Below are 25,149 nucleotides of genomic sequence, written 5' to 3' on the forward strand. Positions count from 1 at the left end.
TCACAACATTGGTCATTCGCACATCGATCGGTGGCTCGTACAGTGGCTGCATTCAACAAGGAGGTGGAACATGAGCGTCGATCGTTACGAACAAGGTTTGCGCATGCTGTCCGCAGTGGATGGCACGGCTGGCATCGAGGTCATCGAGTCGCTGAGGAAGTCGTTTCCGGATTTCGCCCGCTATATCGTCGAGTTTCCATTCGGCGATATCTATGCGAGATCGGGACTGGGCCTGCGCGAACGAGAACTGGCAACCGTCGCAGCCCTGTGCGCACTGGGCAATGCCCGTCCGCAACTGCGTGTACACGTTCATGCAGCCTTGCATGTGGGATGCACGCCGGGAGAGGTGGTGGAGGTGGTGATGCAGATGGCGGTCTACGCTGGGTTTCCGGCGGCGTTGAATGGGTTGGCGGTGGTGAAGGAGGTGTTCGAAGAGATGGGGGTGGGGTTGCCATTGGCGTGACCCTGCCTTCAACGTTTTTGTATGACTCGTACGGCTGAGCGTACGACGCTGCGGTGCGTACTCGCTTATCGTCTGGGGTCGTCCCCAACGCTTTAACCGCATGTACACCAAAGGCACATTCCTCGAACTTCAGTTTTCCGCGCAACGCCTCAACGACACTGCCGGGGAGCCTTATTGGATCGATCTTTCGCGCGAGGAAGCGCGGCAGTTGTATGAGGCGTTGCAGCGGCGGTTGGAGGCGGATCTGGCAGACACCGCGGCGCCGTTGGTGGTGGCGCTGGATGTCATTGCCGAGGCGCCGGTTCAGACCAAGGCGGAAACGCCGCGCGTGGCTGAGGCTGAATTTCAGCAGTGGGTGTGTCTGCTTTGCGGCTGGGTGTATGACGAGGCCGAGGGGTTGCCCGAAGAGGGGATTCCGCCCGGCACCAAGTGGGCGGATGTCCCCGACGACTGGCGTTGTCCGCTGTGCGATGTCGGCAAGGAAGACTTTGCGATGGTGCCGCTGTGATTCTCCTCTGATACCGCGCTGTGATTCCGTTTTGATCCATTACGACGACGTCTTCGTATCGGGAATATCCGGCATATCGGGCAGGAAGTTGTAGCGGCATTCAGGCCACCGCTTTGGCCTGGATCTTGCGTCCCACTCGGGTATGCCTCCCGATCCACATACGCCCCGAACTTCCCGGGGCACGCCCGCGAGCACGCCGCTCAACCTGCGCCAGATCGAAGTGTTCCACGCCATCATGGTCGCGGGCTCGCTGAGCGAGGCGGGCCGCATGCTGTGCGTGTCGCAACCCGCGATCAGCCGCGTGCTGGCCACCATCGAATCGCGCATTCGCTTCGCGCTGTTCGATCGTGAGCGCGGGCGGTTGCATCCCACGCCCGAAGCGCACCGGCTCTTTGCGGAAGTGCGGCCGATTCTCGATGGCGTGCGCCGCTTCAACGAGGTGGCGGCCAGTCTCGCCGAGCATGGCGATGGCAGGCTATCGATCGTGTCGAGCCCGAGCTATAGCGAATGGCTGATGCCGCGCGCGATCCAGCGTTTCCGGCATCGGCATCCGTCGGTGCGCGTGCACTACCGCCCGCTGCCGTTCGACGCGCTGTTGCCCTTCGTCGCCCAGGGCCAGGCGGACCTCTGCATTGCATCGATGGCGCCCCCCGACGGCTCGCAACTGCGGGCGCGCGAGATCGGCGAGGGCAACATCATGTGCGCCGTCCCGCGTGGGCACCCCCTGGCGGAGTACGAGGAACTCACCGTCGATGATCTGCGTGGCTCGACGTTCATCGGCTACGGCGGCGATACACCGTTCGGCCGGCTCTCCGCCCAGTTCCTGACCTCCGAACGCGGCACGCTTGTGCCCGATATCGAGATCCGCTCGACGCCGGAAGCGATGGCGCTCGTGCGCGAAGGCGTCGGCGTCGCGCTGATGGAGTCCTTCGGCTACACGCCCGAAGGCGCGGGGGATATCGTCCTCAAGCCGATTCGTCCTGCCCTGGCCCACAAGATCTACCTCATCCACTCGCGACAGCAGGCCATGTCGACGCTGGCGAAGGGTTTCGTCGCAACCCTCACGCATCTGCTCGCGCAGCGGACGCAGTGAGTGTGGCGGCGTCGCGACGACAGCGCGCGCGGCGGCATCAATGTTTGTCGGCAGGCCATAACGCCCGGTTATGGGGCGGGAGCGGGAAAGCCCCGCTTCGCCGCGCGCGAACCCTTGCCGCATCGGGCCTGGCGGCTCCCGCAGCCGCATAGGGCAAGCCGACTCGGCGCGCGGCCCGCGCGCTTCCGGCCCGATGGCCCCGTCCCTACACTGGCCCTGCCATCAACGCCCGATGCTCCACGCACGCCAGATTCATGACACGACTCATCACCGTAGCGGCCGCCCAACTCGGCCCGATTCAGAAACACGAAGGCCGCGACGTCGCGGTCGGCCGCATGGTGCGGTTGCTCGAGCGCGCGCACCGGCGTGGTGCGCAAGTGGTCGTTTTCCCCGAACTGGCCCTGACGACGTTCTTCCCACGCTGGTATCACGAAGACCTCGACGAAGCGGACGGCTGGTACGAGACGCAGTTGCCGTCGCCCGCCACGCAGCCGTTGTTCGACGCCATCCGCCGCTATGGCCTGACCGTGTACCTCGGTTATGCGGAGATCGCGTTCGAGCCCGACGAGACGGGCATCGCGCGCAAGCGCCGTTTCAACACGTCGGTCGTCATCGCGCCGTCCGGCGAGATCGTCCTGAAATATCGCAAGGTCCATCTGCCGGGCCACGCCGAGTTCGCGACGCATCGCAAGGTCCAGCATCTGGAAAAGCGCTACTTCGAACCGGGCAACCTCGGTTTCCCCGTGACGCGCGCGCCGATCGGCGACGTCGATGTAAACGTCGGCATGATGATCTGCAATGACCGCCGCTGGCCCGAGTCGTGGCGTGTGCTCGGTCTGCAGCAGGTGGAACTGGTCATGCTCGGCTACAACACACCGAGCATGAATCAGGAGAACCGCGGTTTCGAGGCCCATCACCTGCGCGTGTTCCACTCGCAGCTGTCGATCCAGGCCGGGGCCTACCAGAACGCGACGTTCGCCGTGGCCGTGGCCAAGGCCGGCACGGAGGATGGCTGCGAAATGTTCGGCCACTCGATCATCGTCAACCCGCAGGGCGAGATCATGGCGCAGGCCACGACGTGGGACGACGAACTCATCGTGGCCGATTGCAATCTGGACCTCTGCGAGCTGGGCCGTTCGACGGTGTTCAACTTCGAGAAGCATCGCCGCGTGGAAGCATATGGCCGCATCACCGCGCAGACGGGCAGCGAAGCGCCGCCAGCCTGGACACCGGCCCGGACGCCGGCTTCCGAATGATGGAGGCGACATTGCACACCACCGCACGTCCTTCATTACCCGCCACCATTCATCACGAGATGCTCGGCGAGATGCGCGTGCCCGTGTTCGCCGATGTCGAACGCGCGGCCGGCGCGCTCGCCCCGCATGTTGTGCGGACGCCGCTGCTGCGCAGCGCGCGGCTCGATGCGCTGGCCGGCGCACCGGTGTGGATCAAGCCCGAATGCCTGCAGGTGACCGGTTCGTTCAAGGCGCGGGGCGCCCTCAACGCATTGCTCGCGATGGACGCGGCCGCGCGCGCGCGTGGCGTCGTCGCGTATTCCACGGGCAATCATGGGCAGGCCATCGCATGGGCGGCAAAGCGGCTTGGCGTCGAGGCGACGATCGTGATGCCCGTGGATGCGCCGCGCAACAAGGTGGACCGCGCGCTGGCACAGGGCGCACGCGTCGTGCATTACGACCGCCGCCACGAGAGCCGCGAGACCATCGGCATGCGCCTGCTCGCGGAGACCGGTGGCACGCTGGTGCCACCCGGCGATCATCCCGACGTGCTTGCCGCGCAAGGCACGCTCGCGCTGGAAGCGCTTCAGGATCTGCCATCGGCCGCGCGCCGAAACCTTGGGACCTTTGCCGCGCCGTGTGGCGGTGGCGGGATGCTTGCGGGATGCGGTCTGGCGATCGAAGCGATCAGCCCCGGCACACGCATCGTCGCCGCGGAGCCCGCGGCGTTCGACGACACCGTGCGTTCGTTGCGGAGCGGTCAGCGTGAGACCAACCCTGCCGGCGCCGCGTCAATCTGCGATGCCTTGCAGGCCGTCACGCCGGCCGAGTTGCCCTTTGCGATCAATGGCCGCTATCTCGATGCCGCGCATGCGGTCACCGACGCGGAAGTTGCGACCGCGATTCGCTTTGCGCTCGAGGAACTGCGGCTGCTCGTGGAACCGGGTGGCGCCGTCGCGCTGGCGGCGCTGCTCGCCGGTTACATCGATCTGGAGGGCCGCGATGCGGTGGTCGTCCTGTCCGGCGGAAACATCGATCTGCCCCTTCTACAAATGATGCTGCAGTCCACTGCGGCCGCCCAGCACGGGGCCTGAGACAACCCCTTGCCCATGCCGGCGCGCGCGCCGGATTACCGCCAACCCCCGCTGAACCAGGAATCGCTGCATATGTCTCTCACCTTCACTCCCCTCCGTGCCGTGACCCGCATCGCGCGCATGGCGATTGCCGCCGCATCGCTGCTCCTGTCGGCGCAGGCGTTCGCCGCCTATCCCGACCGCCCGATCACGCTGATCGTACCGTTCAACGCAGGCACCACGCCCGACATCGTGTCGCGCCTGCTCGCGGACGCGGTGAGCCGCGACCTCGGCCAGACCGTCGTCGTCATGAATCGCGTGGGTGCGTCCGGCATCATCGGCACGCAGGCCGTCATCAGTGCGCCGGCCGATGGCTACACGATCGGGTTCGCCAACGTGGCGACGCTCGCCATCAACCAGTCGCTGTACAAGAAGCTTCCGTACGACGCGGACAAGCAGCTCGCGCCGGTGGCATTGACGGGCTATGTGCAGAACGTGCTGGCGGTGCGCAAGGACCTCGGCGTGAAGAGCGTGGCGGAACTCGTGGCGAAGGCGAAGGCCGCGCCCGGCAAACTAGCCGTGGCTTCGGGCGGCAATGGCACCACGGGCCATCTGAGCGCCGAGATGTTCAAGTCGATGGCCGGCGTGCAGATCACGCACGTGCCGTACAAGGGCGGTCCGGAGGCGGATCTTGCGCTGCTGCGCGGAGAAGTGGATCTCGTCTTCGAGAACATTACGTCGATCTCGCCGTATCTGAAGAACGGTAGCGTGGTGCCGCTGGCCGTCACGGGCAAGCAGCGCGACAGTCGCCTGCCGCAACTGCCGACGATGGCCGAGAGCGGCCTCAAGGACTACCAGGCCGTGGCATGGACCGGTTATGTCGCACCGGCCGGCACCGATCCGCAGATCCTCGACATGCTGAACCGCGCGTTCAACAAGGCGGCCAATTCAGATGCCATCAAGGCGCGCCTCGCGGATATGGCGTATGAAGTCACCACGGGTCCGCGCAGCGCGTTGTTCGACCTTGCGCACAAGGAACGTCCGATCTGGGCGGGCGTGATCCGCACGTCGGGCGCGACGCTGGATTGACGATCATGGCCGACTTCGACGTAGTGCTGCGTGGAGGCACCGTCATCGACGGAACGAGCGCGCCGCGATTCGATGCGGACGTGGCCATCGACGGCCAGCGCATCGCGGCCATCGGCGATTTGTCGGCAGCGCGCGGTGGGGTCGAGCTCGATGCGCGCGGGCATATCGTTGCGCCGGGATTCATCGATGCGCATACGCACGATGACCGCTATCTGATGCAGCATCCGTTGATGCCGGCCAAGCTGAGCCAGGGCGTGACCACCGTCGTCACCGGCAATTGCGGCATCAGCCTCGCGCCGTGGTGCGCGACGGCGGGGCAGCCGGTGCCGCCGCCGCTCGACCTGCTCGGTGAGGATCCGTCCACGTTCCGCTACACCGTGTTCGGGGATTATCTCGATGCGCTCGAGCGCGCGGCGCCCGCCGTCAATGCCGCCTGTCTCGTGGGCCATACCACGCTGCGTGTCGCCGTCATGAACCGGCTTGACCGCGCGGCGACCGAGACGGAGATCGCCGCCATGCAGGCGTTGCTGCGCGATGCGATGGTGGCGGGCGCGTGTGGCATGTCCACGGGCGCGGCATATCCGGCAGCCATGCCGGCGACCACCGACGAGATGTCGCGCGTGGCGTCGGCCATGCGGGGCTTCGGCGGCGTGCACGCGAGCCATATCCGCGACGAGGGCGACCGCGTGTGCGAGGCGATCGACGAGGCCGTGATCGTCGGCGCGGCTGCCAAGGCGGGGACGGTGGTGTCGCATCACAAGCTGATCGGCCCGAAGAATCACGGGCGATCGGTGGAAACGCTCGGGCACCTGTCGCGGGCGATGCAGCACCACTGCTTGGGCCTGGACTGCTATCCCTATCAGGCGGGTTCGACGATCCTGCGCAAGGATCGTCTGGCCGTATCGAGCCGCGTGATCGTGACGCGCTCGCAGCCACATCCCGAATTCGCGGGGCAGGACCTCGACGCCATCGCCGCGCAAATGGGCCTGTCGCCGGAGGATACGGTCGACGCGCTGCAACCGGCGGGCGCCATCTACTTCCTGATGGATGAGGCCGACGTGCGCCGCATCCTCGCCTTCCCGCAGACGATGATCGGCTCGGACGGCCTGCCGCACGACCCCGTTCCTCATCCGCGACTGTGGGGCACGTTCCCGCGCGTGCTGGGACACTATAGCCGCGATGTCGGCCTGTTCCCGCTCGAAACCGCGGTCCACAAGATGAGCGGCCTGACCGCGCGGCATTTCGGCCTGACCGGCCGTGGCGTGTTGGCCGAAGGCAACTACGCGGATATCACCGTGTTCGACGCGGCGCGTATCATCGACACCGCGACGTTCGAGCAACCCGTCGCGCAGGCCGCGGGCATCGTCTGCGTGCTCGTCAACGGCGAGGTGGCATGGCGCGACGGCGCTCCCACGGGCGCGCGGGCAGGCACTGTGCTCCGGCGCGGCCATTCCGCATAACCTTCCGACTTTCGATCTTCAACGCTCCATGACGCAATCGCCGCAGTCCGTTTTTCATTTCGCCTTCAACATCACGAACCTCGACGAAGCGCGCCGCTTCTACGGCGACGTACTCGGCTGCAAGGAAGGCCGCAGCACCGACACGTGGGTCGACTTCGACTTCTTCGGCCACCAGATCTCGCTCCATCTCGGCAAACCGTTCGAGACGGCCCGCACGGGCCGCGTCGGCAACGCCATGGTCCCAATGCCGCATTTCGGCATCATCCTGCTGCTCCCCGACTGGCGCGCTCTGGCCGACCGCCTGACCGCCGCCAACACCGACTTCGTCCTCGCACCGCAGGTCCGCTTCGAAGGCGAACCGGGCGAGCAATGGACCATGTTCTTCACGGACCCGTTCGGTAATCCGATCGAAGTGAAGGGGTTCAAGAGCTGGGAGGCGGTGTACGCGCATTGATCGATGCGACCGTTACATCGGCCGGCCTGCCTCGACCCATTCTCTTGTAGCCGTTGACGTGAGGCGGAACCGGGCGCAGTTGTACTCGCCCAATGACTGTAGCGTTTCGGCGAGCAGTGCGGCGAATCCGGGCGCCTTGTCTTCCGTGTGTGCGACGCCTTCGACCGCTGCGGCGGCTGACTGGCGCTCCAGCACGATCATCCTGACGGCTTCTTCCAGCGCTGGCCGATAGCGAAGGCGCCGCGGGTCCGGGGAGGCGAAGGAACTCTTTACGACGGCGTATTTTTTGATGGACCGACGGTAGGTCCATGCGAAGAGATCTACTGCCGCCGCCGCATTCTGCAACGCGTAGATGCCCAGCATGGCTTGAGCGTAGTCCGACGGGTCCACGTCGAGGAATGCCAGTGGCGCGCAGTTATACAGCATCAACGGTATATTTGCCGCGAGCCGGCTCGTGCGCTTGTTGCCGTCCTCGAACGGCTGCAGGTAGGCAACGTTGACCCATAGAAAGAACGCGCCTTCGACGGGGTTCTTGATGAGGCGTGCCTTGTCAACGATGGCCTGCAGCATCTCGTGCAATACCGCGGGTACCTGCGCGGGCACATACACCGTGTCGCTGATATTGACGACCGTGCCGCGGATCGTACCGAGGGCGTTATCGTTCGCCAGCAATGCCTCCATCAGCGTCGCATGCAAGTTGCGAAGTACGGCCGTCGTCAGTCCCTCGGTGGGAACCCCTTCCACCAGATACTCGATCGCCCGCTTGTGGTTGAGCAGCATGACCGCGTCGGTGTCATCCCCATCGACGCCGCGTTCGAACAATTCCTTCGTTGCCAGCAGCGTGTATCGGTTGCCCTCGAGGCGCGACGAGGACCAGGACAGGTCGATGAGCAGTTGCTCGAACACCTTGCGCGCGTACGTACCCGCCGGCTGCTGTCCAGCCAGCCTTCCCGCCTGATAGAGCTCATCCGCGAGGCGTTGCGGAAGCAGGTAGCTTTCGTTTGGACGGTAGGCGTCAACGAAGTCACGGTGATAGGTGACCGGGTCTCTTGCGCCGAGGGGCAAGCTCAATCGATCGCGTAATGCCAGCGATGCCTCTGACCAGTCGGGATGAGCGAACGGGTCGGCTGCGGTTGCATTGTCGGCGCCGGGCAGGGGAACTGGCGCGGTGTTCGTCGGTTGCCCTGATGGTGTCAGACGATAACGCGTGGTTCTCGCTTTCCCGGAACGGGTCAGCTTGCCTTCGGCAAGAAGCGCGTCGATATGCCGGCGAACCGTCGCGGAACTCCCTTGCACTTCGCGAGTGATGTCGCTCGACGACACCTCGCCTGTGCCCGCTTTTGCCAGACGTTCGATGGCCTCGAGGACTTGCGTGGAAGATAGTCGGTGCACGAGGCTCGGTCGGATCTGCTCAATGGGGTGAGCAGATTAAACCAATTTGAGCCGATTTACCGAATATCTGCTCAATTGAGCAGATATATGCATTCATAAGTGCTCTATAATTATCTTTCGATCCAGCGCGAGCAGATTTTACCCCGCTACGTCTGCTCACCAATTGCTACCCGCCGCGGACCCAGGCTCCCGGCGATAAACGGATCGTGCGTCACGACCATCAGCGCGCAACCGCGCTCGAGGGTCATGTTGACCAGGGTGTCGAAGACCTCCTGTTGCGTGATGGGGTCCAGGCGGGACGTCGGTTCGTCGGCGAAGAGGAAGACGGGGTCGAGCAGCAGGGTGCGGAGGAGGGCGAAGCGTTGCAGTTCCCCGCCGGAGATTTCGTTGGGCAGGCGCGCGAGCAAGGGTTCCGGCAGGCGCATCTGCTGCATCAGCGGGGCGATGCGGGCGTTGTCCAGACGGTGGCGGTTGCACAGGTCCGCCAGCGCGTGGCCGATGGCTCGGCGCGGGGCGAAGGCGGAGGTCGGTTCCTGATAGAGCTTTTGGTAGCGTACGCGTTCGATGGACGCGTGGCGGTGGACTGTGCCTTTGTCGGCGGAGACGAGGCCTAGCAGCACGTTGCCGAGGGTGGATTTGCCGCTGCCGCTTGGGCCCGTGACCGCGACGCGGTCGCCCGCGCGCAGCGTGAGGGTCAGGTCGCGGAACAGTGTGCGGTGCGCGCTGCGGTGGCCGCTGCGGTGGCCGCTGTGGTGGCCAACATCCTTACGCAGACCTGTGGCGGTGAGCACCTCCTCCCCCGCGGCCGCCGTGTGGGCTGCCGCGTGAGCCTTCCACGAAGCAGGGTCGGCGGCGAGCAGGGCGCGGGTGTAGGTGTGTGCAGGCTGCGCCAGCACCGTTTGCGGCTCGCCCCGTTCGACGACGTCGCCGGACAGCATCACGGCGACGTCGCCGCCAAGCGCGCGGGCGACGGCGATATCGTGAGTGATGGTCAGCACCGTGCAGCCGGACTCGAGTGCCTGCCGCAGACGCGTCATGATCTCGTCGCGGGCGGTGTGGTCCAGCCCTTTCGTCGGCTCGTCGACGATCAGCACGGGCGCGCCGCCCGCGCGCGTGATCGCGAACGCGGCGCGCTGGGCCATGCCGCCCGAGAGGGTGATGGGCCATGCCATCGCCGCCCCGCCAAGACCCAGCGTCCTCAGATCGTCGAGCGTGCGCGTCCATGCTTCCGTACGCGACTTGGCGCCGACCAGCGCGTGCGTTTCCGCAAGTTGCGCGCCGACGCGCATCGTCGGGTCGAGGGCGATCCATGGCTCCTGTGGGAGGAGCGCGATGTCTCGGCCCCAGCTCGCGCGGCGCGACCGGACGTCGTTGGCTTCGAACGCGCGGCCGCCCAGTACGATGCGGCCGCGCGCGCGCAGTCCGCGCGGCAGCGTGCCCATGATGGCGTGGGCCAGCAGGCTCTTGCCCGAGCCGCTTTCGCCAAGCAGCGTAAGCGCGCGACCGGCGTGCAGCGCGAACGAGACGGGGCCGAGCAGATGGCCCTCGGGACCTTCCACACGAAGCGTGTCGACTTCGAGCAGCGGTTGCATCGGCGTCATGCGGCTTGCCTCCGTCCGGCGCCGCCAAGCAGCACCAGCGTCAACGTCGCAAGCGTCAGCACGACGATCGGGCAGGCGATGATCCATGGCGCCTCGGCGGCGTAGGGTAATAGCTCGGTCATCATGAGCCCGAGCTCGGCCGATGGCGGTTGCGCGCCGAGCCCGATGAAGCCCATTGCGGCCAGCGCGAGCACCGCCGCGCTCGCGCCGAAGCTCATGAGCGTGCCGAGCAGTGGCAGCAATTCCGGCAACACGTGATGGCGCAGCACATGCATCGGCCCAAAACCCAGCAACCGCGCCGCCTCCACATGCTCGCTCGCCAGCACCACCGCCGCCGACGCGCGCGTGACGCGGAAATATTCCACCCAAAGCACCAGCGAGAGTCCGACATACAGCGGCCAGAACGCCCCCGGCGCAAAAGCGCTGAGCAGCAGCACGAGCAGCAGCCCCGGCAATGCCAGCACCGCATCGGCGATGGCGCCGATACCCCGCGCGGTCCAGCCGCCGCGCCATGCGGCCAGCAGTCCGAGCAACGTGCCGGGAACCGCCGCCGTGATCACGCTGAGGACGGCAAGGCCGAGCGACAGGCGACTGGCGCTCGAGAGGCGGGCCAGCATGCTGCGGCCGAGATGGTCGGTGCCGAATGGCTCGTGGAGGCTCGGCGGTTGCAGGATGCCGTACAGGTCCTGCTCGAACGGCGCGCGGCCAGCGATCCAGGGGCCCACGAGCGCGAAGGCCGCGAGCATCAGCAGTAGCGCGAATCCGCAGCGGTGACGCGGAGAACGCCACATCGTCATTGGCCACCTCCATGACGCGCGCCGCGTGACCACGGTCGCAAGCGCAGCCGGGGATCGATGCCCGCGCACGCGAGATCGACGAGCGTATTGAGCGCGACGAACATCAATCCCATGACGATGGCCGTGCCCTGAATCATCGGCACATCGCGCCCGAAGATCGCATGCACGAGCGCATGACCGATGCCCGGCCACGCGAACAGCGTCTCGATGACGACGACGCCTTCGACGAGAAAGACCAGCTGGACCCCGAGATAGGCGACGAGCGGAATCGCCGCGTTGCGGATGCCATGGCGCAGCAACGCGTCGCGATCGGTAAGCCCCTTGGTCTGGGCAAATCGGAAATACGGCGACGACGCCACCGCCGCCATCGCATCGCGTGCTACGCGCATGGAAGTCGCGGCGAGGCCGAGGCCCAGCGTAATGGCGGGGGCAATCAGGCCGCCATGCTCGTGCGGCCCCGCTGCGGGAATGAGCGCGAAGTCGATGGACAGGACCGACACGAGCACGATGCCCAGTACAAAGGGCGGCATCGCCCGTAGCAGTACCGAGGCCATGAGCGTGGCCCGATCCATCGTGCCGCCGGCATGCAGGCCGGCGACAAGGCCCAGCGGCACGGCGATCGCGCACGACACGGCCAGCGCGGCGATGGCGAGCGTCAATGTGTGCCCGAGCTGATGACCAATCTCCGCAATCACCGGTGCGCCGGTTACGGCGGACAGGCCAAGATCGCCTTGCAGCAGCCGGTGCCACCACTGGATGAGTGCCTGCGACCATGGCAGCCCAAGACCGAGTTCCGCGCGCACGGCCTCGGCGGCCTGCGCGGTCACCATGTCGTAGCCATAGCGGCCCGCCGCGATACGAAAGGCCATATCGCCGGGCAGCAGGCGCATCATGACGAAGCTCAGCGTGCCGACAAGGGTGGCGACGATCAGGGCCTGGAGCCCGCGCTGCAGCACGATGCGCGACGCGGTACGGGCGAGCCCGCTCGCGAGCGGGAGGCGTGCCGTCGTTGCGGCGTCGGGCAAGGTTGCCGGCAGCGCGCCGGGAGCGGAACGGTCGTTCATGATTGCCACTGCAATTGCGTCAGACGATAGGTGCGCTCGTACGGGTCGATCGACACGTGCGCAAGGCGCGGATTGGCCGCAAGCGTCTGCCGATACCAGACGACGGGAATCAGCGGCAGCTCGCGCTGCAACACCGCGGCGATCTGGCTACGCAAGGCTCTTGCCTGCTGGGTATCGGACGTATCGCCGATTGCAGGCAGTTCCGCAAGCGCGGCCGAGACGGTGGACGAATGCCAGCCCATCGGCCCCCAGTCGCCACCGTCGCCGTTGAAGTCCTGCGCCACCGCGCCGAACGCGTCCGGCACCACACCATAGTTGCGCGCGAAGAGCCCCAGCGCGAGCGATCCGTCGCGATGCGAGAACGGAATGTCGCTCGAGTTGCCGACCGCCACCCGGACCTCGATGCCGACGCGCCGCATCTGCTCCTGAATCGCCGTGGCGATGACGGGCAGCTCCGGACGGTCGGGAAACGTGCGCAACGTCACGGCGAAGCGATCGCCCCCGCGCCGCAGGATGCCATCGCTCCCGGCGGCCCAGCCGGCTTCGCGCAGCAACCGCTGTGATGCCGCGGGGTCAAACGCCAGCGCGGGGAGCGCTGCATCGTGCCATCCCGGCAGCGACGGCGGAAACAGTTGCGTCGCGGCCAGCTGTGGATCGCGCAGGATCGCGGTGGCGATGCCGCGGCGGTCGAGCGCCAGCGACATGGCCTGCCGCACGCGCGTATCGGCAAAGAAGGGATGACCGGCGTTGACCTTCAGCAACGTGGTCCGCGGAACGGTCACCGCATGCACGCGCACGTTTGGCGCGCGACGCAACCGCGCGAGTGTGCCGGGATCGAGGCCATACGCGAGATCCGCCTGACCGCCTTCGATCATCAGCGCGCGCATCTCCGCACGGCCCACCGACAGATACGACGCCTCCCGAATGGCGGGAGGTGCGCCGCGCCAGCCGTCGAACGCGGCAATCGAAAATCGTTGCGGCGGTTCGAGATCGACGATGCGATAGGGGCCGGACCCCACGATGGTCCGTACGTTGCCATCGTGGGCGAACGATGCCGGGGCAAGCACTTGCGTGCTGCTGTGCGACAGCAACGCAAGCAACGGAGAAAACGGCCGCGTCAGGCGGATGCGCGCCGCGTCGCCGTCTACGAGCATCTCCGCGATCGGCGCGCGCGCCAGCGCACCGGCCGGATGCCGTGCACGGTTCAGTGCCGCGACGATATCGCCCGCGCGAACGGGGGTGCCGTCGTGGAAGCGCGCATCGGCGCGGGGCAGAAAGCGCCATGTCAGGCGATCCGCGGACACGTTCCAGCGTGCCGCCAGCCCGGGGACGGGTGTGCCATCCGGGTCGAAGTCGACGAGCGTCTCCGTGACCTGCATGCGGGAGAACAGATAGCCGTTGCGCAGCGGGTCGAGACTCGACATTTCCCATGGGCCGATCACACGCACCGCGTTGCGCGGCATGGCGGGGGGCGGCGAGGTCGAATGCGCTTCCGCTGGACTCGCTGTCGCCAGCAGGCCGCCGAGCGGCGACAACGCGGCCGCGCGCAGCACACGTCGGCGCGGGAGAGAGGCGGGCTCGGCGAAGGCGGGCAGTCGCGGCGCAGGCATCGGGTATCGAATGTTTCGAGGATCGGTATCGGACCGGTATGGGAATGGAGATCGTCGATCAATAGCTGAGCCGCAAGCCCACCCGCACGGTGCGTCCCAACCCCGGCGCCACCCAGACGCTGCTGTACGAGCTGGTGTAGTAGGTGCGATCGAACAGGTTGTCGATGTTCATCGACACGCGCACGGTCTTGCTGTACTGCCAGTACGCCAGCACATCGGCCAGCGTGTACGTGGGCAGCGAGAACGAGTTCTGCGAATCGCCCGCGCGCGTGCCGACGTAGCGCACACCGCCACCCACGCCATACCGCTGGCCGATAGGCGCCTGATCTTCGTAGATGGCCATCACGCTCGCGCTCGTGCGCGGGATATTGGCCAGCGGCGTCCCCGACGCGAGCCGCGCGTCCTGGGTGACCTCGGCATCGGTGAAGGCGAAGTTACCCGTCACGCGCCAGTTCGTGGTGATCTGCCCGGCCACGTCAAGCTCCACGCCACGGCTACGCGCCTCGCCGGCGGCGATCTGATACGACGCATCGAGCGGGTCGGTCGTCAGCACATTGCGCTTGCGGATATCGAACACGGCGAGCGTCGCGCTTGTCCGGCGATCGGTGCTGTCGAATTTCACGCCGGCCTCGACTGCACGGCCATGCTCGGGAGAGAACGCATTGCCGCTGGCGTCGCTGCCCGCGTTCGGGCGGAACGAGCGGCTCGCGTTGGCAAACAGCGAGATGTTCTGGCTCGCGAGGTACGTCACGCCGATCCGCGGCGATACCGCCGTCTGATGCTGGCTGGTGTTCGTTCCGCGCAGACGGTTGTCGAGCGACTGGTTGTAGATGTCGAAGCGCGCTCCGGCCAGCACGCGCCAGCGCTCGCCGAACTGCATCTGATCCTGCGTGTAGAACCCGACGTTGGTCTGCCGCTCGTACGTGTTCGTGTTCGGCAGCAGCGACGGCGGCGTCTGGCCGTAGACCGGCGAATAGATGTCGATCGCGTAAGGCGCGGCCGCGCTCGGATTGCGCCGCAGCAGCACCTGGCTGTTGCTGAAGCGATAGGTGTCGACGCCAAGCAGCAATTCATGCCGCACCGGGCCGGTCGCGAACTTGCCCGTGACGTCGGCCTGCAGCGAGACATCGTCCGACTGGAAATCGCGATAGCGCCGCTGCCGCGTCAGCGTGCGGCCATCGGCCTGCAGCGCGGTGGCCTCGGTCGAGAACCCTTCCAGACTGCCGCCGCGATAGGCCATCGCCACGCGGCCCTTCCAGTCGTCCGAGAACTGATGCTCGACGGAGAGCTGATGGGACTGGCTGTCGAGACGGATGTCGCCATCGTTCGGCTCGCCTAGGAAACGCGAGCGCGGCACCGCGCCAAGATGGCCGTTGACGGCCACCACGCCGCGGTCCAGCGGCACCGTATAGCGCTGGATCTCGCCCGTGTACTCGATGATGGTGTTCGGACCGACGGCCCATGTCAGCGACGGCGCGAGCAGATAGCGCTGCGTGTTCACGAAGTCGCGAGAACTGCCGTCATGGTTCGCCACGGCGATCAGGCGTCCCGCGACATTCTCGCCGAGGGGACCCGTGATATCGGCCACGCCGCGATAGTGATCGTAGTTACCGGTCTCGAGCTCGTACGTCTGCGCGGGCTTGAACTGCGGTTGCCGCGTGACGATGTTCAGGATGCCGCCGGGATCGCTGCTGCCGTATAGCGACGACGCCGGGCCCTTCAGGACTTCGATGCGTTCGATCGTCGCCGTGTCGCGCGGTGCGGTGTAGCCGCGATTCGCGGCGAAGCCGTTGACGAGATAGCCCGCACCCGTGTTCTCGTTACCGCTGAAGCCCCGAATCGCGTAGTTGTCCCAGAGCCCGCCAAAGCCGTTCTGCCGCGATACGCCGCTGGCATAGTCGAACGTCTGGTCGAGCCGCGTCGCGCCAATATCGTCGACCAGCGTGCGCGGCAGCACGCGCACGGACTGCGGAATCTCGCGCAACGGCGTTTCGGTCCGCGTGGCGCCTGTGGCGTAGCGGGAGGCGTAGCTATCCTCGGCCGTGCCGGTCACCACGACCTCCGGCAAGCGCGCGTCTTCGGCGCCGGCCTGGGTGGCGAGCAGCGTCGCCGCGAGCGCGAGTGAGCGAGGCTTGAAGCGGGAAGAAGACATTCGAGGCACGGGCATGTTGTCTGTCTATTGCAACAAAGTTGCATATAGTAGCAGCGATGTCGAGCGCCCGACAGAAAATTTTCGAGGAAGGATCCGCGTTATGCGCGCGGCTGCAACAACGGCAGCAACAACGGCTGGACGAGTGCGCCGAACAGCAGACCGAGCGCTGCCCACAAGACCGCCTGCATGCCGAACGCCGCAACCCGGAAGTGCCAGAGCAGCGAAGCGGAGAACGCGTCGGGCACCTCGTTGACCGCCGGCAGCAGCGCGCAGGCCGCACCGATGAGCACAAGATATAGCGCTCCGGCGGCCAGCGTGGCGTTCCATGGCCCCATGCGATGCACCAGACGGCGGGCCAGCAGAACGGCGGCGACCAGCGCGGCCAGCGACAGCGCGATCATCGTGAAGAACAGCGCGGTACGGCTGCCGATCGTCGAGGGGTCGCCGATCGACGGTGGGTTTGGCGGGTACTTGAGAAAGGGCACCAGCACGATGGCGATGAAGGCGAGCATCGCCATGGTCGCCGACAGCGCGCGTGGCCCCATCCGCACGCTCACGCCGAGGCGTCCGTACGCATAGGCGAACACGAGCGAGAACAGGCCGCCGACGGCGGTACCGAATACGGCCAGCCCGACAAAGAGCCCGAGCCCCGCCTGCACCTGGCGGCTGACGAGCTCCGGCATCTCGTGCTGGTGGCTAACGCCCATGGCGAACTCCGTCCGCGCTTTGCTCTCTTCATAGGCGATGGCGCCTTCCACCTGCGGTTCGCCGAAGACCTTCGCGAACGCGAAGACCAGCAGGCACGACAGAAATCCCGCGGCCATGCCGCGTATCAACAGACTCCGGACCATATGGGCGCCCCGTTCAGTGGCAGGGAAAGCCGAGCAGATGGCGACCGTCGTGGACGAACTCGTGTACGTACATCGTGTTGAAGATCGCCGCGGCGCCTTCTTCCACACCGACGAAATAGATCGCGAGCAGCAGCAGGATGCTGCCAAAAATCGCCCAGGGCAGCAGTTCGCGGACGGGAATCGAGACGGGCTCGAACGCGGGGGCGAGGGTGGGCGATGCAAGGGTGTGCGATGCAAGCGTGGCGCTGGCGGGCATGGAGGCTCCTTGTGGAATGACGCGTTCCGTGATGGATGGCAGGGCTCCGATGGAAGGTCTGACTCCCCGCGCCGTGGCATGACCGCCGGCATGGGATACAGTGGCGCGACCGTGCCGGGATCTCACCGGCTTCCTCGCATCGAAATCGGATGCCATTGTAGAGCATGACCGTTCAACTGACCCTGCTATGCCAGCCTGCCGCCGCATCGTTGCGCGCGGGCGTCTTCCCTTCCGCCATCGATGCACAGGTCGATGGGCGCGACGAGCCCGCGCTGCGGGACGTGGATTACGGCCGCTGGGCAGGACGGTCGCTGAAGGCGGTCGCCGATACCGAACCCGATGCCTTCGCAAGCTGGCTTGCCGATCCGGACTTCGACGGACACGGCGGCGAGTCGCTGAGCGCGTTGCGCGCGCGCGTCGCGCAATGGCTCATGGAAAGCGACTGGCGGGAGGGCGGCGGCCGGAAGGTCCAGACCTTGGCGGTCGTACCCGCCAACGTGGTCAAGGCCTGCGTGCTCCACGTGCTGGACGCCCCGTCAACGGCGTTCCGGCATCTCGATATCGCGCCGGCATCGAAGACCGTGCTGTCGATGCGGCAGGGCCACTGGCGCCTGCAGCTATGACGATCGCGGGGACAGGCGCTGTTCCCACAGCCGGCTGGCCGTCACGGACCCGGCCACGGCAAGGATCATCGGCAGCAGGAAGTTGTGATTGACCTGCGTGAACTCCGCCACGAGGACCACAGCGGTGAGCGGCATGCGCTGGGACGTGGCGAGGAAGGCCGCGGCACCGACGAGCGCGAACGCGCCGAGCGGCACGCCGGGCCATGCCATGGACCACAGTCCGCCCAGTATGATTGCCATCAGCGCACCGTTCGCCAGCGCCGGGGTCAGCAGGCCGCCGCTGGCGCCCGCGCGAAGGCTGCCGGCCGTGACCAGTACCTTGAGCACGAGCAGCGTCGCGGCCAGGCCGATGGCGACGGAACTGTCGAACGCAAGCTGTGCGGCGCCCTTGCCGTTGCCGAGCAGTTGCGGGTAATACATCGCCAGCGCCCCAAGGATCGTGAAATTGATGAATGCGTAGACGGGCAACTGCCAGCCTCGCGCCGCGCGATTGCGGGCCGCGTTGGTCAACTGGATGAACGCATGGCCGGCGAGTCCGAACAGCGGTCCGCAGACGAGCGCCCAGACGATGAGGCTCGCGGTGGGCAGGAACGTCGGCACGGCGTACTGGATTTCCGCGCCGAGGCCGAGCCAGGCCACGCCCGCGGCGATCGCGGAGGTCGCCATCGCCAGGCATGCGGCCTGCCAGTTGAACGTGACCAGCAGCACTTCCATCGTGAACACGGCGCCACCCAGCGGCACGTTGTAGACGGCCGCGAGACCTGCGCCCGCGCCGCATGCCACGATCATCCGCCGCTGCTCTGATGTGAGACCCGTGCGGGCGGACAGCCAGCTCGCGAACAGCGCGCCGATCTCGCGCGGCGCGACCTCGCGGCCGAGCGGCGAGCCCATGGCTACGGTGACGATCTGCAACAGCGCATGCGCGATGGTCGTGCCTGGCGGCATCGGCCTGGCATCGGAGTCCACGGTCTGCTTGACGCTCACGAGCGCGCGGCCGAACCGATAGACGGCCCACCAGCCGAACCCCGCCACGAGGCCGCACAGCATCAGCACGGCCAGCCGCCGCTGCGCCGATGCCTGCGTCACGCCGACCAGAAAGCTCTCGGTGCCAATCGTGAAATCGAGACTGTAGCCATACGCCACGTGCTGGATCTTGTGCAGCAGCAATGCCAGCACCATGCCACCCAGCCCTGCGCCAACGCCCGTCAGGATGGCCGCGATACCGAGCCGCATCGAGAAGCGCGGCGCGATCGCGGCGCCGGCGGGGCGAGGGTTGTCGGTGGCGGCAAGCGGGGCGGTGTCGGAAGGCTTCATGCGAACGGTATGCAAAACGGAAGGCGCCCCGCATGTTGCCATACGGTGCGCGGGAAGGTCATCGTAAGCCGCAGGTCAGCGCGCGCTCAGCTTGACGCCGGGGAAATCCACCGGCACGTCGAAGGCGACGTTGATGTAGTTGGTGAAGAGGTTCAGTGCGACGTGGGCGACGATCTCGACCACTTCCTCATCGCTGAAGCCCGCGGCGCGGACTGCCGCGACGTCGGCCTCTCCGATCTGTCCACGCTGTTCGACGATCTTGAGCGCGAAGGTCAGTGCCGCGGCCGTCTTCGGGTCCTCCGAGCGTCCGCCCTGCGCGGCGGCCATGTCGGCGGACGTGGCGCCGGCCTTGCGGCCCAGCGCCGTGTGCGCGGCCAGGCAGTATTCGCAACGGTTGCGATCGGCGATCGCCACGGCGATCTTCTCGCCGAGCTGCGCCGGGATGACGCCGCCGCCGAGCGCGCCGAACGCGCCCCACATCGACTTGAGCGCGGCGGGCGAGTTGGCCACGGCGCGGAACATGTTGGGCGTGGTGCCAAAGGCGCCGTGAATCTGGCCGAGGGTCTCGATGCTGCCGGCGGGAGCGGTCTGTGCGTCGAGCAAGGGGGTGCGTGCGGTCATGATGGTTTCCTCTCATTCGGTGTGGGGGACAGCGGCGCCGTCCCTGGAAACCAGTATGCGTGTCCGGATTGTACGTTAGGATACAATCCGTCTAACCAACGTACCATTTCGTCCAGCCCTCCCGCTTCCCATTTCCAATTTCCCATTCACATGGCCGCCTCCCCGCCCGCCGTTACCGCTCAGGACCGCCTGTCCGCCGTGCTCGAGAGATTTCGCGTGCGCGCGCACCTGTTCTTCAACGGCGCCCTTTGCGGCGTGACGACGTTCGACGAGAAGGGCCGCGGCTTTCTGCACGTGATGCGAGAAGGGGAGATGGAGATCACGCACAGCACGCCGGGCCTGCCGCGCCGCCTGCGTGTCACCGAGCCGACGCTGCTGTTCTATCCGCGCCATGCGGTGCATCGCTTCCACAATCCGCCGGCCGAAGGTTCCCAGTTCACCTGCGCGACGCTCGAATTCGCCGGCGGCGCGATGAATCCGATCGCGCGCGCGTTGCCGCCGCTGATCGCATTGCCGCTGGCCCGCGTGCAGGGCCTATCGCCCGCGCTGAGTCTGCTGTTCGCGGAGACCGAGCAGGTGCGGTGCGGCCAGCGGCTGCTGGCGGACCGGCTGTTCGAAGTCGTGCTGATTCAACTGTTGCGCTGGCTGCTCGATCATCCCGAGGAAGCCAGCGTGAAGGCCGGACTCAAACCGGGCCTGATCACGGGCCTGTCCGACCCGCGCCTGGCGCGCGCGCTGATCGCGATGCACGAGGCGCCGGGCGACACGTGGAATCTTGAGCGGATGGCGCAATGCGCGGGGATGTCGCGCAGCGCGTTTGCCGCGGCGTTCCGCGAGATAGTCGGCCAGACGCCGGCCGACTATCTCGCGGCCTGGCGCGTGAGCCTCGCGCAGGCGCGGCTGCGCGAGGGCACGCCGGTCAAGCTCCTGGCCGACGAGCTCGGCTACGCGAACCCCTCGGCGTTGTCGCGCGCGTTTCAGGCCAGGGTCGGTCTATCGCCCCGCGAATGGCTGCGGGGCGAAACGGCAAGCGACGCCGAAACACGCGACGAACGCTAGCGGCCCGTCAGGCTCGAGCGGCAGCCCCAACCCGAGACCACTAACCCGAGACCCCGCCACGAGCTTACGCCGCAACGCGCGTCGTACCGTCGTAGCCCGAGATCAGGCGGACCGGCTGACCGGGATAGAACTGGCCCGCCGATGCCGGCTGCGTGATGGACTGCATGCGGCCGTCGTGCGTGCGCACCGTGATTTCCAGCCCCTGCGTGCGTTCGACGTGCGACTGGATCGCGTTGCCCGCCAGCGCGCCGCCGAGACCGCCCGCCACGCCGGCGAGCAGCGAGCCGTGGCCATGGCCGATGGCGCTGCCAGCCACCGCGCCGAGCAGGCCGCCGCCGAGCGTGCCGAACAGGCTCGACGCCTGCGAGCTGTTGTCGATCAGCACCGGGCGGACGGATTCGACGCGCGCGGTTTGCACATAGTCGGCGCGTTGCACCTGCGAGGCCGAATAGATCGGCTCCTGCGGATTGAGACTGGCGCAGCCCGTGACGGCGAAGGTCGACGCAACGACTGCGCCGATGAGCGTCATAGTACGAACCGCACGGCGGGTGGTGGAGGTAGCAGTGCGGGTGGTGACATTGGTGGTGTTCATCTTGTTTCCCCTGCAAGTTGGTTGAGAACAAGCGTTGGTTGAGAACAAGATTACGTACCGAGAATGAGCCGAAAATGAGGAGCGTCAGCAGCACTCCGGGCGAAATGACAAAAACAGGTGAAGTGGCGTTAAAGTTGTTCGGCCCTGTAACCGTTATCCGGGTGTCAATCACGCTTCCTCTCGTCCGCACATGGCTACTTCCTCTTCGCTCGGATCGCTGGCAGGCCTCAATCTCGACACGCTGATGTCCAACATTCAGCGTCAGCAGAGCGGTCGCCTCGACAACCTCGCGCAGCAGGAGAAGTCATACACGGCCAAGCTGTCCGGCTACGGGAAGGTGGTCAACGCGCTGACTGGCCTCAAGTCGGCGTCTGCGGGCCTCGCCAAGGCCGGCCTGTTCGATCCGGTCGGCGACGATCCGGCGACGGCCAAGCCGGACGCGGCCGGGATCAAGGCGGCGGTGAAGTCGTTCATCGATTCGTACAACGCGACCCAGAAAGTCGTGACGGGCCTCGGTACCTACGACAAGGATGCGAAGACGGGTGCGGCGCTGTTCGGCGACAAGGCGCTGAGCGACGTGCAGTCGCAACTGCGAAAGGCCTTCGACAATCTGCCGGGCGGCTCCCTCGCGGATATGGGCCTGTCGTTCGACAAGGACGGCGCGCTCCAGCTAGACGAGACGAAGCTCGACGACGCGATTGCCAGCAATCCGAAGGGCGTGAAGCAGTTCTTCGTCGGCGATGACGGGACGTCGGGCCTCAACGGCCGCATGGCTGCGCTCACGACCGCGCTGACGGGCAAGGATAGCCCGCTTGCTCAGGCCTCCAGCGAGGCGAGCGACATGCTCGCGCTGCTCGGCCGCAGCCAGGACGACGAAGCCGACCGCGTGACCGCGCTGATGGCGGGCTATCGGGCGCAGTTCCAGCGGCTGAGCCTGCTCTATAGCGACATGGGCGTCGCCAGCGCCTTCATGTCGGATCAGCTGGCGGTGCTGAAGGGTTAGAGACAGGCGTTGCGGACGCAGGGGCCGGTTTGACGATGGCCTGCGTCAGCAGGGCCGTGACCCAGTCCATGAACGCCCGCACGCGCAACGGCAGGTTGCGCCGCTGTGCGTAGAGCAGCGCCACCGGCATCGGCGGCGGCAGGAATGTGGGCAGGATCTCTACGAGTTTGCCCGCCGCGATGAGGCCGCGCATCGTATGCGCGGGCGCCTGCACGATGCCGAGCCCGGCCAATGCCGCGGCCTCGTACGACTGGCCGTTATTGACCGTCACCGCGCCTTGCATCGGCAAGGCTTTTGCCTCGCCGTCTTCCACGTACTCGAACCCCGCGGCGCGCTGGCCGAAGGTGCCCACGAAATGCACGAGCCGGTGCGTCCGGAGGTCCGCGAGCGTCAGCGGGGTACCGTATTGCCGGAGGTAGCCGGGGCTGGCGCAGTTCAGCAGCGGCAGCACGCCGAGTGGGCGGGCCACCAGGCTGCTGTCCTCGAGCGGGCCGACGCGAATCACGCAGTCGAACCCCTCGCGCACGATGTCCACCCGCCGGTCCGTGCCGCTGATCTCGATCTGCAGGTCCGGGTGGGCCGCAAGAAATTCCGGCAGGCGAGGCAGCACGGTCTGCTGCGCGAGGCCCGCCGGCATATCCACCCGCAATCGTCCTTTCAACGCGTGTTCGCCGCGCCGGAACATGCCGTGCAGTTCATCCATGTCGTCGAGCAGATCGCGCGCGCGTTCGTAGAAGGCGTGGCCATCGGGTGTGAGCTGGACCTTGCGCGTGGTGCGGTGGAAGAGCTGAGTATCGAGCGACGCTTCGAGCCGCTGTACGGCCATCGACACCGCAGCCTTGGAGAGCTCGAGGCTGGCCGATGCCCGCGCGAACCCGCCGAGGTCGGCGACGCGCAGGAAGATGCGGAGGGTATCGAGGCTGTCCATGGCCACAATTGTTCACAGCTCGTGAACGTTGATATCGTTGGGACGTAGTTTATTCCTCGTTCGTGGCGCAATAAAGTGGGATCCATGCATCGACGCCGATGCGACGACCAAGGAACCCGCCATGACATCGACCACCACCGCCACCCTCACCCACGACAATCAAGCGCCTATCGCCCTCATCACGGGCGGCAGCCGCGGCCTGGGCCGCAATGCGATCGAGCATCTCGCGCGGCAAGGCACCGACATTATCCTGACGTATCGCGGCAATCGCGCCGAAGCGGAAGCCGCCGTCGCCGCCGTGCAGGCGCAGGGCCGCCGCGCGGTCGCACTGCAGCTCGACGTAGGTGACAGCGCCACGTTCGATGCGTTTGCCGTGCAAGTAAAGTCAGTGCTTGCTGACTGGAAGCGCACGCATGTCGATTTCCTCGTCAACAACGCGGGCGTCGGCATCCATGCGCTGATCGAGGAAACGACGGAGGCACAGTTCGACGAGCTGATGCGCGTCCATCTGAAGGCGCCTTACTTCCTGACGCAGAAGCTGCTGCCGCTGATCGGGGACGGCGGGCGCATTCTGAATGTGTCGAGCGGTCTGGCCCGCTTTGCCATGCCCGGCTACGCCGCCTACGGCGCGATGAAGGGCGGGGTGGAAGTGCTCACTCGCTATATGGCCAAGGAACTGGGCGCACGGCAGATCAGCGTCAACTGCCTGGCCCCCGGAGCGATCGAGACCGACTTCGGCGGCGCGAGCGTTCGCGACAATCCGCAGGTGAATGCGATGGTGGCGTCCGTCACCGCGCTGGGACGCCCCGGCCTGCCTGACGACATCGGCGGCGTCATCGCGGCGCTGCTTGCGCCCGGTACGAAGTGGATCAACGCCCAGCGCATCGAAGCGTCGGGCGGCATGCTGGTCTGACTCCGCTTCACACTTTGCGCGCGCGCCCGCCAGCCGCGCGCTTTGGCGCCGCCGCGGCCGGGAAGTGGCGGGCGACGTGTTCCTGCAACCATGTGTGCAACAGCCGGATCGCGGGCGAGAACTGCTTGCGATGCGGGCATACGAGGTTCAGCGGAATGGCGTCGCCGCCCACGCCGTCGAGCAGCGCGACCAGTCGCCCTGTAGCGAGGTCTTCGGCGACGTCGAGCCGGGACTTGTACGCGATACCCTCTCCGGCCACCGCCCAGCGCCGCACGATATCGGCATCGTCGCTCACCAGCGGGCCCGACACGGCCACGACGCGCCGCTTGCCGTCCTCCTGGAATGTCCATTTGTCGTACACGCGGCCATGCAGCATGAACCGCAGGCATGCGTGGGACGTCAGCGCATCGATCGACTCCGGCGCGCCATGCGCCGCGAGGTAACTCGGCGCGGCCACGACCACACGCCGGTTACCGGGATCGACGGGCATGGCGACATAGCTCGAATCTTCCATATTGCCGTACCGAAGCGCGACATCGACGGGGTCGCGGAACACGTCCGCGACCTGATCGGAAAACGATAGCCGCAACGTCAGCTGCGGGTGCGCGCGCCGGAATGCCGTCAGCATGGGGAGCAGGACATTGCGGCCGAGATCGGAGGGGGCGGCAATCTGCAGGACGCCCTTGATGGAGGTCGTTTCCGCATGGACGCGCTCGTGGCCTTCCCGCAACGACTCCAGCGCCCCCTGCGCATACGGCAGGTATTGCTCGCCGTCCGCGGTCAGCCGCAGGCTGCGCGTGGACCGCGCGAACAGGCGAATGCCGAGGTCTCGCTCGAGGCGCTGGATCGCGGCGCTGACCTGGCCGGGCAGCAGGTTGATTTCCCGCGCGGCGGCCGAGAAGCTGCCAAGCGCGGCGGAACGGACGAATAGCGCGAGGTCGTCGATACGGATCATAGGGAACGCGGGCAGGGGCCGGAAAGACGGCGATTTTCACGGT

25 protein-coding genes are annotated in these 25,149 nt (G+C 66.7%); 12 read left to right on the forward strand and 13 right to left on the reverse strand.

The window, feature by feature from the left end:
• The first annotated feature begins 70 nt into the window (after positions 1 to 70).
• The 8 genes from KHP16_RS09450 (at position 71) to KHP16_RS09485 (ending at position 7,375) form a co-directional block, all read left to right on the forward strand.
• Positions 71 to 463, forward strand: coding sequence for a carboxymuconolactone decarboxylase family protein (locus KHP16_RS09450; protein WP_211960063.1), 393 nt, complete (start codon positions 71 to 73; stop codon positions 461 to 463).
• Between the two features lie 100 nt (positions 464 to 563).
• Positions 564 to 971 carry a rubredoxin gene (locus KHP16_RS09455; protein WP_109583570.1) on the forward strand — a complete coding sequence of 136 codons (408 nt, stop codon included), beginning with the start codon at positions 564 to 566 and terminating at the stop codon, positions 969 to 971.
• A 142-nt stretch (positions 972 to 1,113) separates the two neighbouring features.
• Positions 1,114 to 2,064: a LysR substrate-binding domain-containing protein gene (locus tag KHP16_RS09460; RefSeq protein ID WP_211960064.1), complete on the forward strand. Its 951-nt coding sequence runs from the start codon at positions 1,114 to 1,116 to the stop codon at positions 2,062 to 2,064.
• Positions 2,065 to 2,318: 254 nt separating this feature from the next.
• Positions 2,319 to 3,320 carry an N-carbamoyl-D-amino-acid hydrolase gene (locus tag KHP16_RS09465; RefSeq protein WP_211960065.1) on the forward strand — a complete coding sequence of 334 codons (1,002 nt, stop codon included), beginning with the start codon at positions 2,319 to 2,321 and terminating at the stop codon, positions 3,318 to 3,320.
• Between the two features lie 11 nt (positions 3,321 to 3,331).
• The gene (locus tag KHP16_RS09470) at positions 3,332 to 4,393 is read left to right on the forward strand and encodes a threonine ammonia-lyase (protein WP_244835733.1); all 1,062 of its coding nucleotides are present in this window, start codon (positions 3,332 to 3,334) and stop codon (positions 4,391 to 4,393) included.
• Between the two features lie 72 nt (positions 4,394 to 4,465).
• Positions 4,466 to 5,461: a Bug family tripartite tricarboxylate transporter substrate binding protein gene (locus tag KHP16_RS09475; protein WP_244214611.1), complete on the forward strand. Its 996-nt coding sequence runs from the start codon at positions 4,466 to 4,468 to the stop codon at positions 5,459 to 5,461.
• A gap of 5 nt (positions 5,462 to 5,466) precedes the next feature.
• Positions 5,467 to 6,921: an N-acyl-D-amino-acid deacylase family protein gene (locus KHP16_RS09480; protein ID WP_211960066.1), complete on the forward strand. Its 1,455-nt coding sequence runs from the start codon at positions 5,467 to 5,469 to the stop codon at positions 6,919 to 6,921.
• A gap of 28 nt (positions 6,922 to 6,949) precedes the next feature.
• Positions 6,950 to 7,375: a VOC family protein gene (locus KHP16_RS09485; protein WP_121491704.1), complete on the forward strand. Its 426-nt coding sequence runs from the start codon at positions 6,950 to 6,952 to the stop codon at positions 7,373 to 7,375.
• A gap of 12 nt (positions 7,376 to 7,387) precedes the next feature.
• Here the strand turns inward: KHP16_RS09485 and KHP16_RS09490 are convergent, their stop codons facing one another.
• The 8 genes from KHP16_RS09490 to KHP16_RS09525 all read right to left on the reverse strand — a co-directional run bounded on the left by KHP16_RS09490 (position 7,388) and on the right by KHP16_RS09525 (position 17,098).
• Positions 7,388 to 8,767, reverse strand: a complete 1,380-nt coding sequence (locus KHP16_RS09490) for a Fic family protein (protein WP_244835734.1) — start codon at positions 8,765 to 8,767, stop codon at positions 7,388 to 7,390.
• 146 nt (positions 8,768 to 8,913) lie between these two features.
• Complete coding sequence (locus tag KHP16_RS09495) at positions 8,914 to 10,368, reverse strand: ABC transporter ATP-binding protein (protein ID WP_244835735.1); 1,455 nt, start codon at positions 10,366 to 10,368, stop codon at positions 8,914 to 8,916.
• Positions 10,365 to 11,165 carry an ABC transporter permease gene (locus tag KHP16_RS09500; protein WP_211960067.1) on the reverse strand — a complete coding sequence of 267 codons (801 nt, stop codon included), beginning with the start codon at positions 11,163 to 11,165 and terminating at the stop codon, positions 10,365 to 10,367. The genes KHP16_RS09495 and KHP16_RS09500 overlap by 4 nt, the downstream gene beginning before the upstream one ends.
• Complete coding sequence (locus KHP16_RS09505) at positions 11,162 to 12,229, reverse strand: ABC transporter permease (protein WP_415831134.1); 1,068 nt, start codon at positions 12,227 to 12,229, stop codon at positions 11,162 to 11,164. The genes KHP16_RS09500 and KHP16_RS09505 overlap by 4 nt, the downstream gene beginning before the upstream one ends.
• Positions 12,226 to 13,839 (reverse strand): ABC transporter substrate-binding protein, encoded by a 1,614-nt coding sequence (locus KHP16_RS09510; protein WP_211960068.1) that lies wholly within the window; start codon positions 13,837 to 13,839, stop codon positions 12,226 to 12,228. Before KHP16_RS09510 ends, KHP16_RS09505 begins: the two co-directional genes overlap by 4 nt.
• Positions 13,840 to 13,897: 58 nt before the next feature.
• Positions 13,898 to 15,991 carry a TonB-dependent siderophore receptor gene (locus KHP16_RS09515; protein WP_244835736.1) on the reverse strand — a complete coding sequence of 698 codons (2,094 nt, stop codon included), beginning with the start codon at positions 15,989 to 15,991 and terminating at the stop codon, positions 13,898 to 13,900.
• A 98-nt stretch (positions 15,992 to 16,089) separates the two neighbouring features.
• Complete coding sequence (locus KHP16_RS09520; RefSeq protein ID WP_121491700.1) at positions 16,090 to 16,842, reverse strand: CbtA family protein; 753 nt, start codon at positions 16,840 to 16,842, stop codon at positions 16,090 to 16,092.
• 13 nt (positions 16,843 to 16,855) lie between these two features.
• The gene (locus tag KHP16_RS09525) at positions 16,856 to 17,098 is read right to left on the reverse strand and encodes a CbtB domain-containing protein (RefSeq protein ID WP_109583562.1); all 243 of its coding nucleotides are present in this window, start codon (positions 17,096 to 17,098) and stop codon (positions 16,856 to 16,858) included.
• Positions 17,099 to 17,262: 164 nt separating this feature from the next.
• Here KHP16_RS09525 and KHP16_RS09530 point away from each other — a divergent pair, with 164 nt between their 5' ends.
• Positions 17,263 to 17,721, forward strand: coding sequence for a histidine phosphatase family protein (locus KHP16_RS09530; RefSeq protein ID WP_121491699.1), 459 nt, complete (start codon positions 17,263 to 17,265; stop codon positions 17,719 to 17,721).
• Here KHP16_RS09530 and KHP16_RS09535 read toward each other — a convergent pair.
• Both KHP16_RS09535 and KHP16_RS09540 read right to left on the reverse strand, forming a co-directional pair.
• Complete coding sequence (locus tag KHP16_RS09535; protein WP_415831135.1) at positions 17,716 to 19,035, reverse strand: chloride channel protein; 1,320 nt, start codon at positions 19,033 to 19,035, stop codon at positions 17,716 to 17,718. The two genes, KHP16_RS09530 and KHP16_RS09535, sit on opposite strands and share 6 nt — an antisense overlap.
• 75 nt (positions 19,036 to 19,110) lie before the next feature.
• On the reverse strand, positions 19,111 to 19,656 hold the full coding sequence (locus KHP16_RS09540; RefSeq protein ID WP_211960069.1) for a carboxymuconolactone decarboxylase family protein: 546 nt from the start codon (positions 19,654 to 19,656) through the stop codon (positions 19,111 to 19,113).
• A 150-nt stretch (positions 19,657 to 19,806) separates the two neighbouring features.
• Here KHP16_RS09540 and KHP16_RS09545 point away from each other — a divergent pair, with 150 nt between their 5' ends.
• The gene (locus tag KHP16_RS09545; RefSeq protein ID WP_211960070.1) at positions 19,807 to 20,715 is read left to right on the forward strand and encodes an AraC family transcriptional regulator; all 909 of its coding nucleotides are present in this window, start codon (positions 19,807 to 19,809) and stop codon (positions 20,713 to 20,715) included.
• A 64-nt stretch (positions 20,716 to 20,779) separates the two neighbouring features.
• Here the strand turns inward: KHP16_RS09545 and KHP16_RS09550 are convergent, their stop codons facing one another.
• On the reverse strand, positions 20,780 to 21,307 hold the full coding sequence (locus KHP16_RS09550) for an outer membrane lipoprotein (protein WP_244835737.1): 528 nt from the start codon (positions 21,305 to 21,307) through the stop codon (positions 20,780 to 20,782).
• A 190-nt stretch (positions 21,308 to 21,497) separates the two neighbouring features.
• Between KHP16_RS09550 and fliD the strand changes: the two genes are divergently transcribed.
• Positions 21,498 to 22,310 carry a flagellar filament capping protein FliD gene (gene fliD, locus KHP16_RS09555; protein ID WP_109583557.1) on the forward strand — a complete coding sequence of 271 codons (813 nt, stop codon included), beginning with the start codon at positions 21,498 to 21,500 and terminating at the stop codon, positions 22,308 to 22,310.
• On the opposite strand, the gene KHP16_RS09560 is transcribed toward fliD, so the two are convergent.
• Positions 22,276 to 23,238: a LysR family transcriptional regulator gene (locus KHP16_RS09560; protein ID WP_211960071.1), complete on the reverse strand. Its 963-nt coding sequence runs from the start codon at positions 23,236 to 23,238 to the stop codon at positions 22,276 to 22,278. The genes fliD and KHP16_RS09560 overlap by 35 nt on opposite strands.
• Before the next feature lie 121 nt (positions 23,239 to 23,359).
• Between KHP16_RS09560 and KHP16_RS09565 the strand changes: the two genes are divergently transcribed.
• Positions 23,360 to 24,151: an SDR family NAD(P)-dependent oxidoreductase gene (locus KHP16_RS09565; RefSeq protein WP_211960072.1), complete on the forward strand. Its 792-nt coding sequence runs from the start codon at positions 23,360 to 23,362 to the stop codon at positions 24,149 to 24,151.
• Positions 24,152 to 24,158: 7 nt separating this feature from the next.
• Here the strand turns inward: KHP16_RS09565 and KHP16_RS09570 are convergent, their stop codons facing one another.
• Positions 24,159 to 25,106: a LysR family transcriptional regulator gene (locus KHP16_RS09570; protein WP_115953356.1), complete on the reverse strand. Its 948-nt coding sequence runs from the start codon at positions 25,104 to 25,106 to the stop codon at positions 24,159 to 24,161.
• Positions 25,107 to 25,149: the final 43 nt, after the last annotated feature.

Source organism: Cupriavidus plantarum (genome assembly GCF_905397285.1).
GTDB classification, from domain to species: domain Bacteria; phylum Pseudomonadota; class Gammaproteobacteria; order Burkholderiales; family Burkholderiaceae; genus Cupriavidus; species Cupriavidus plantarum.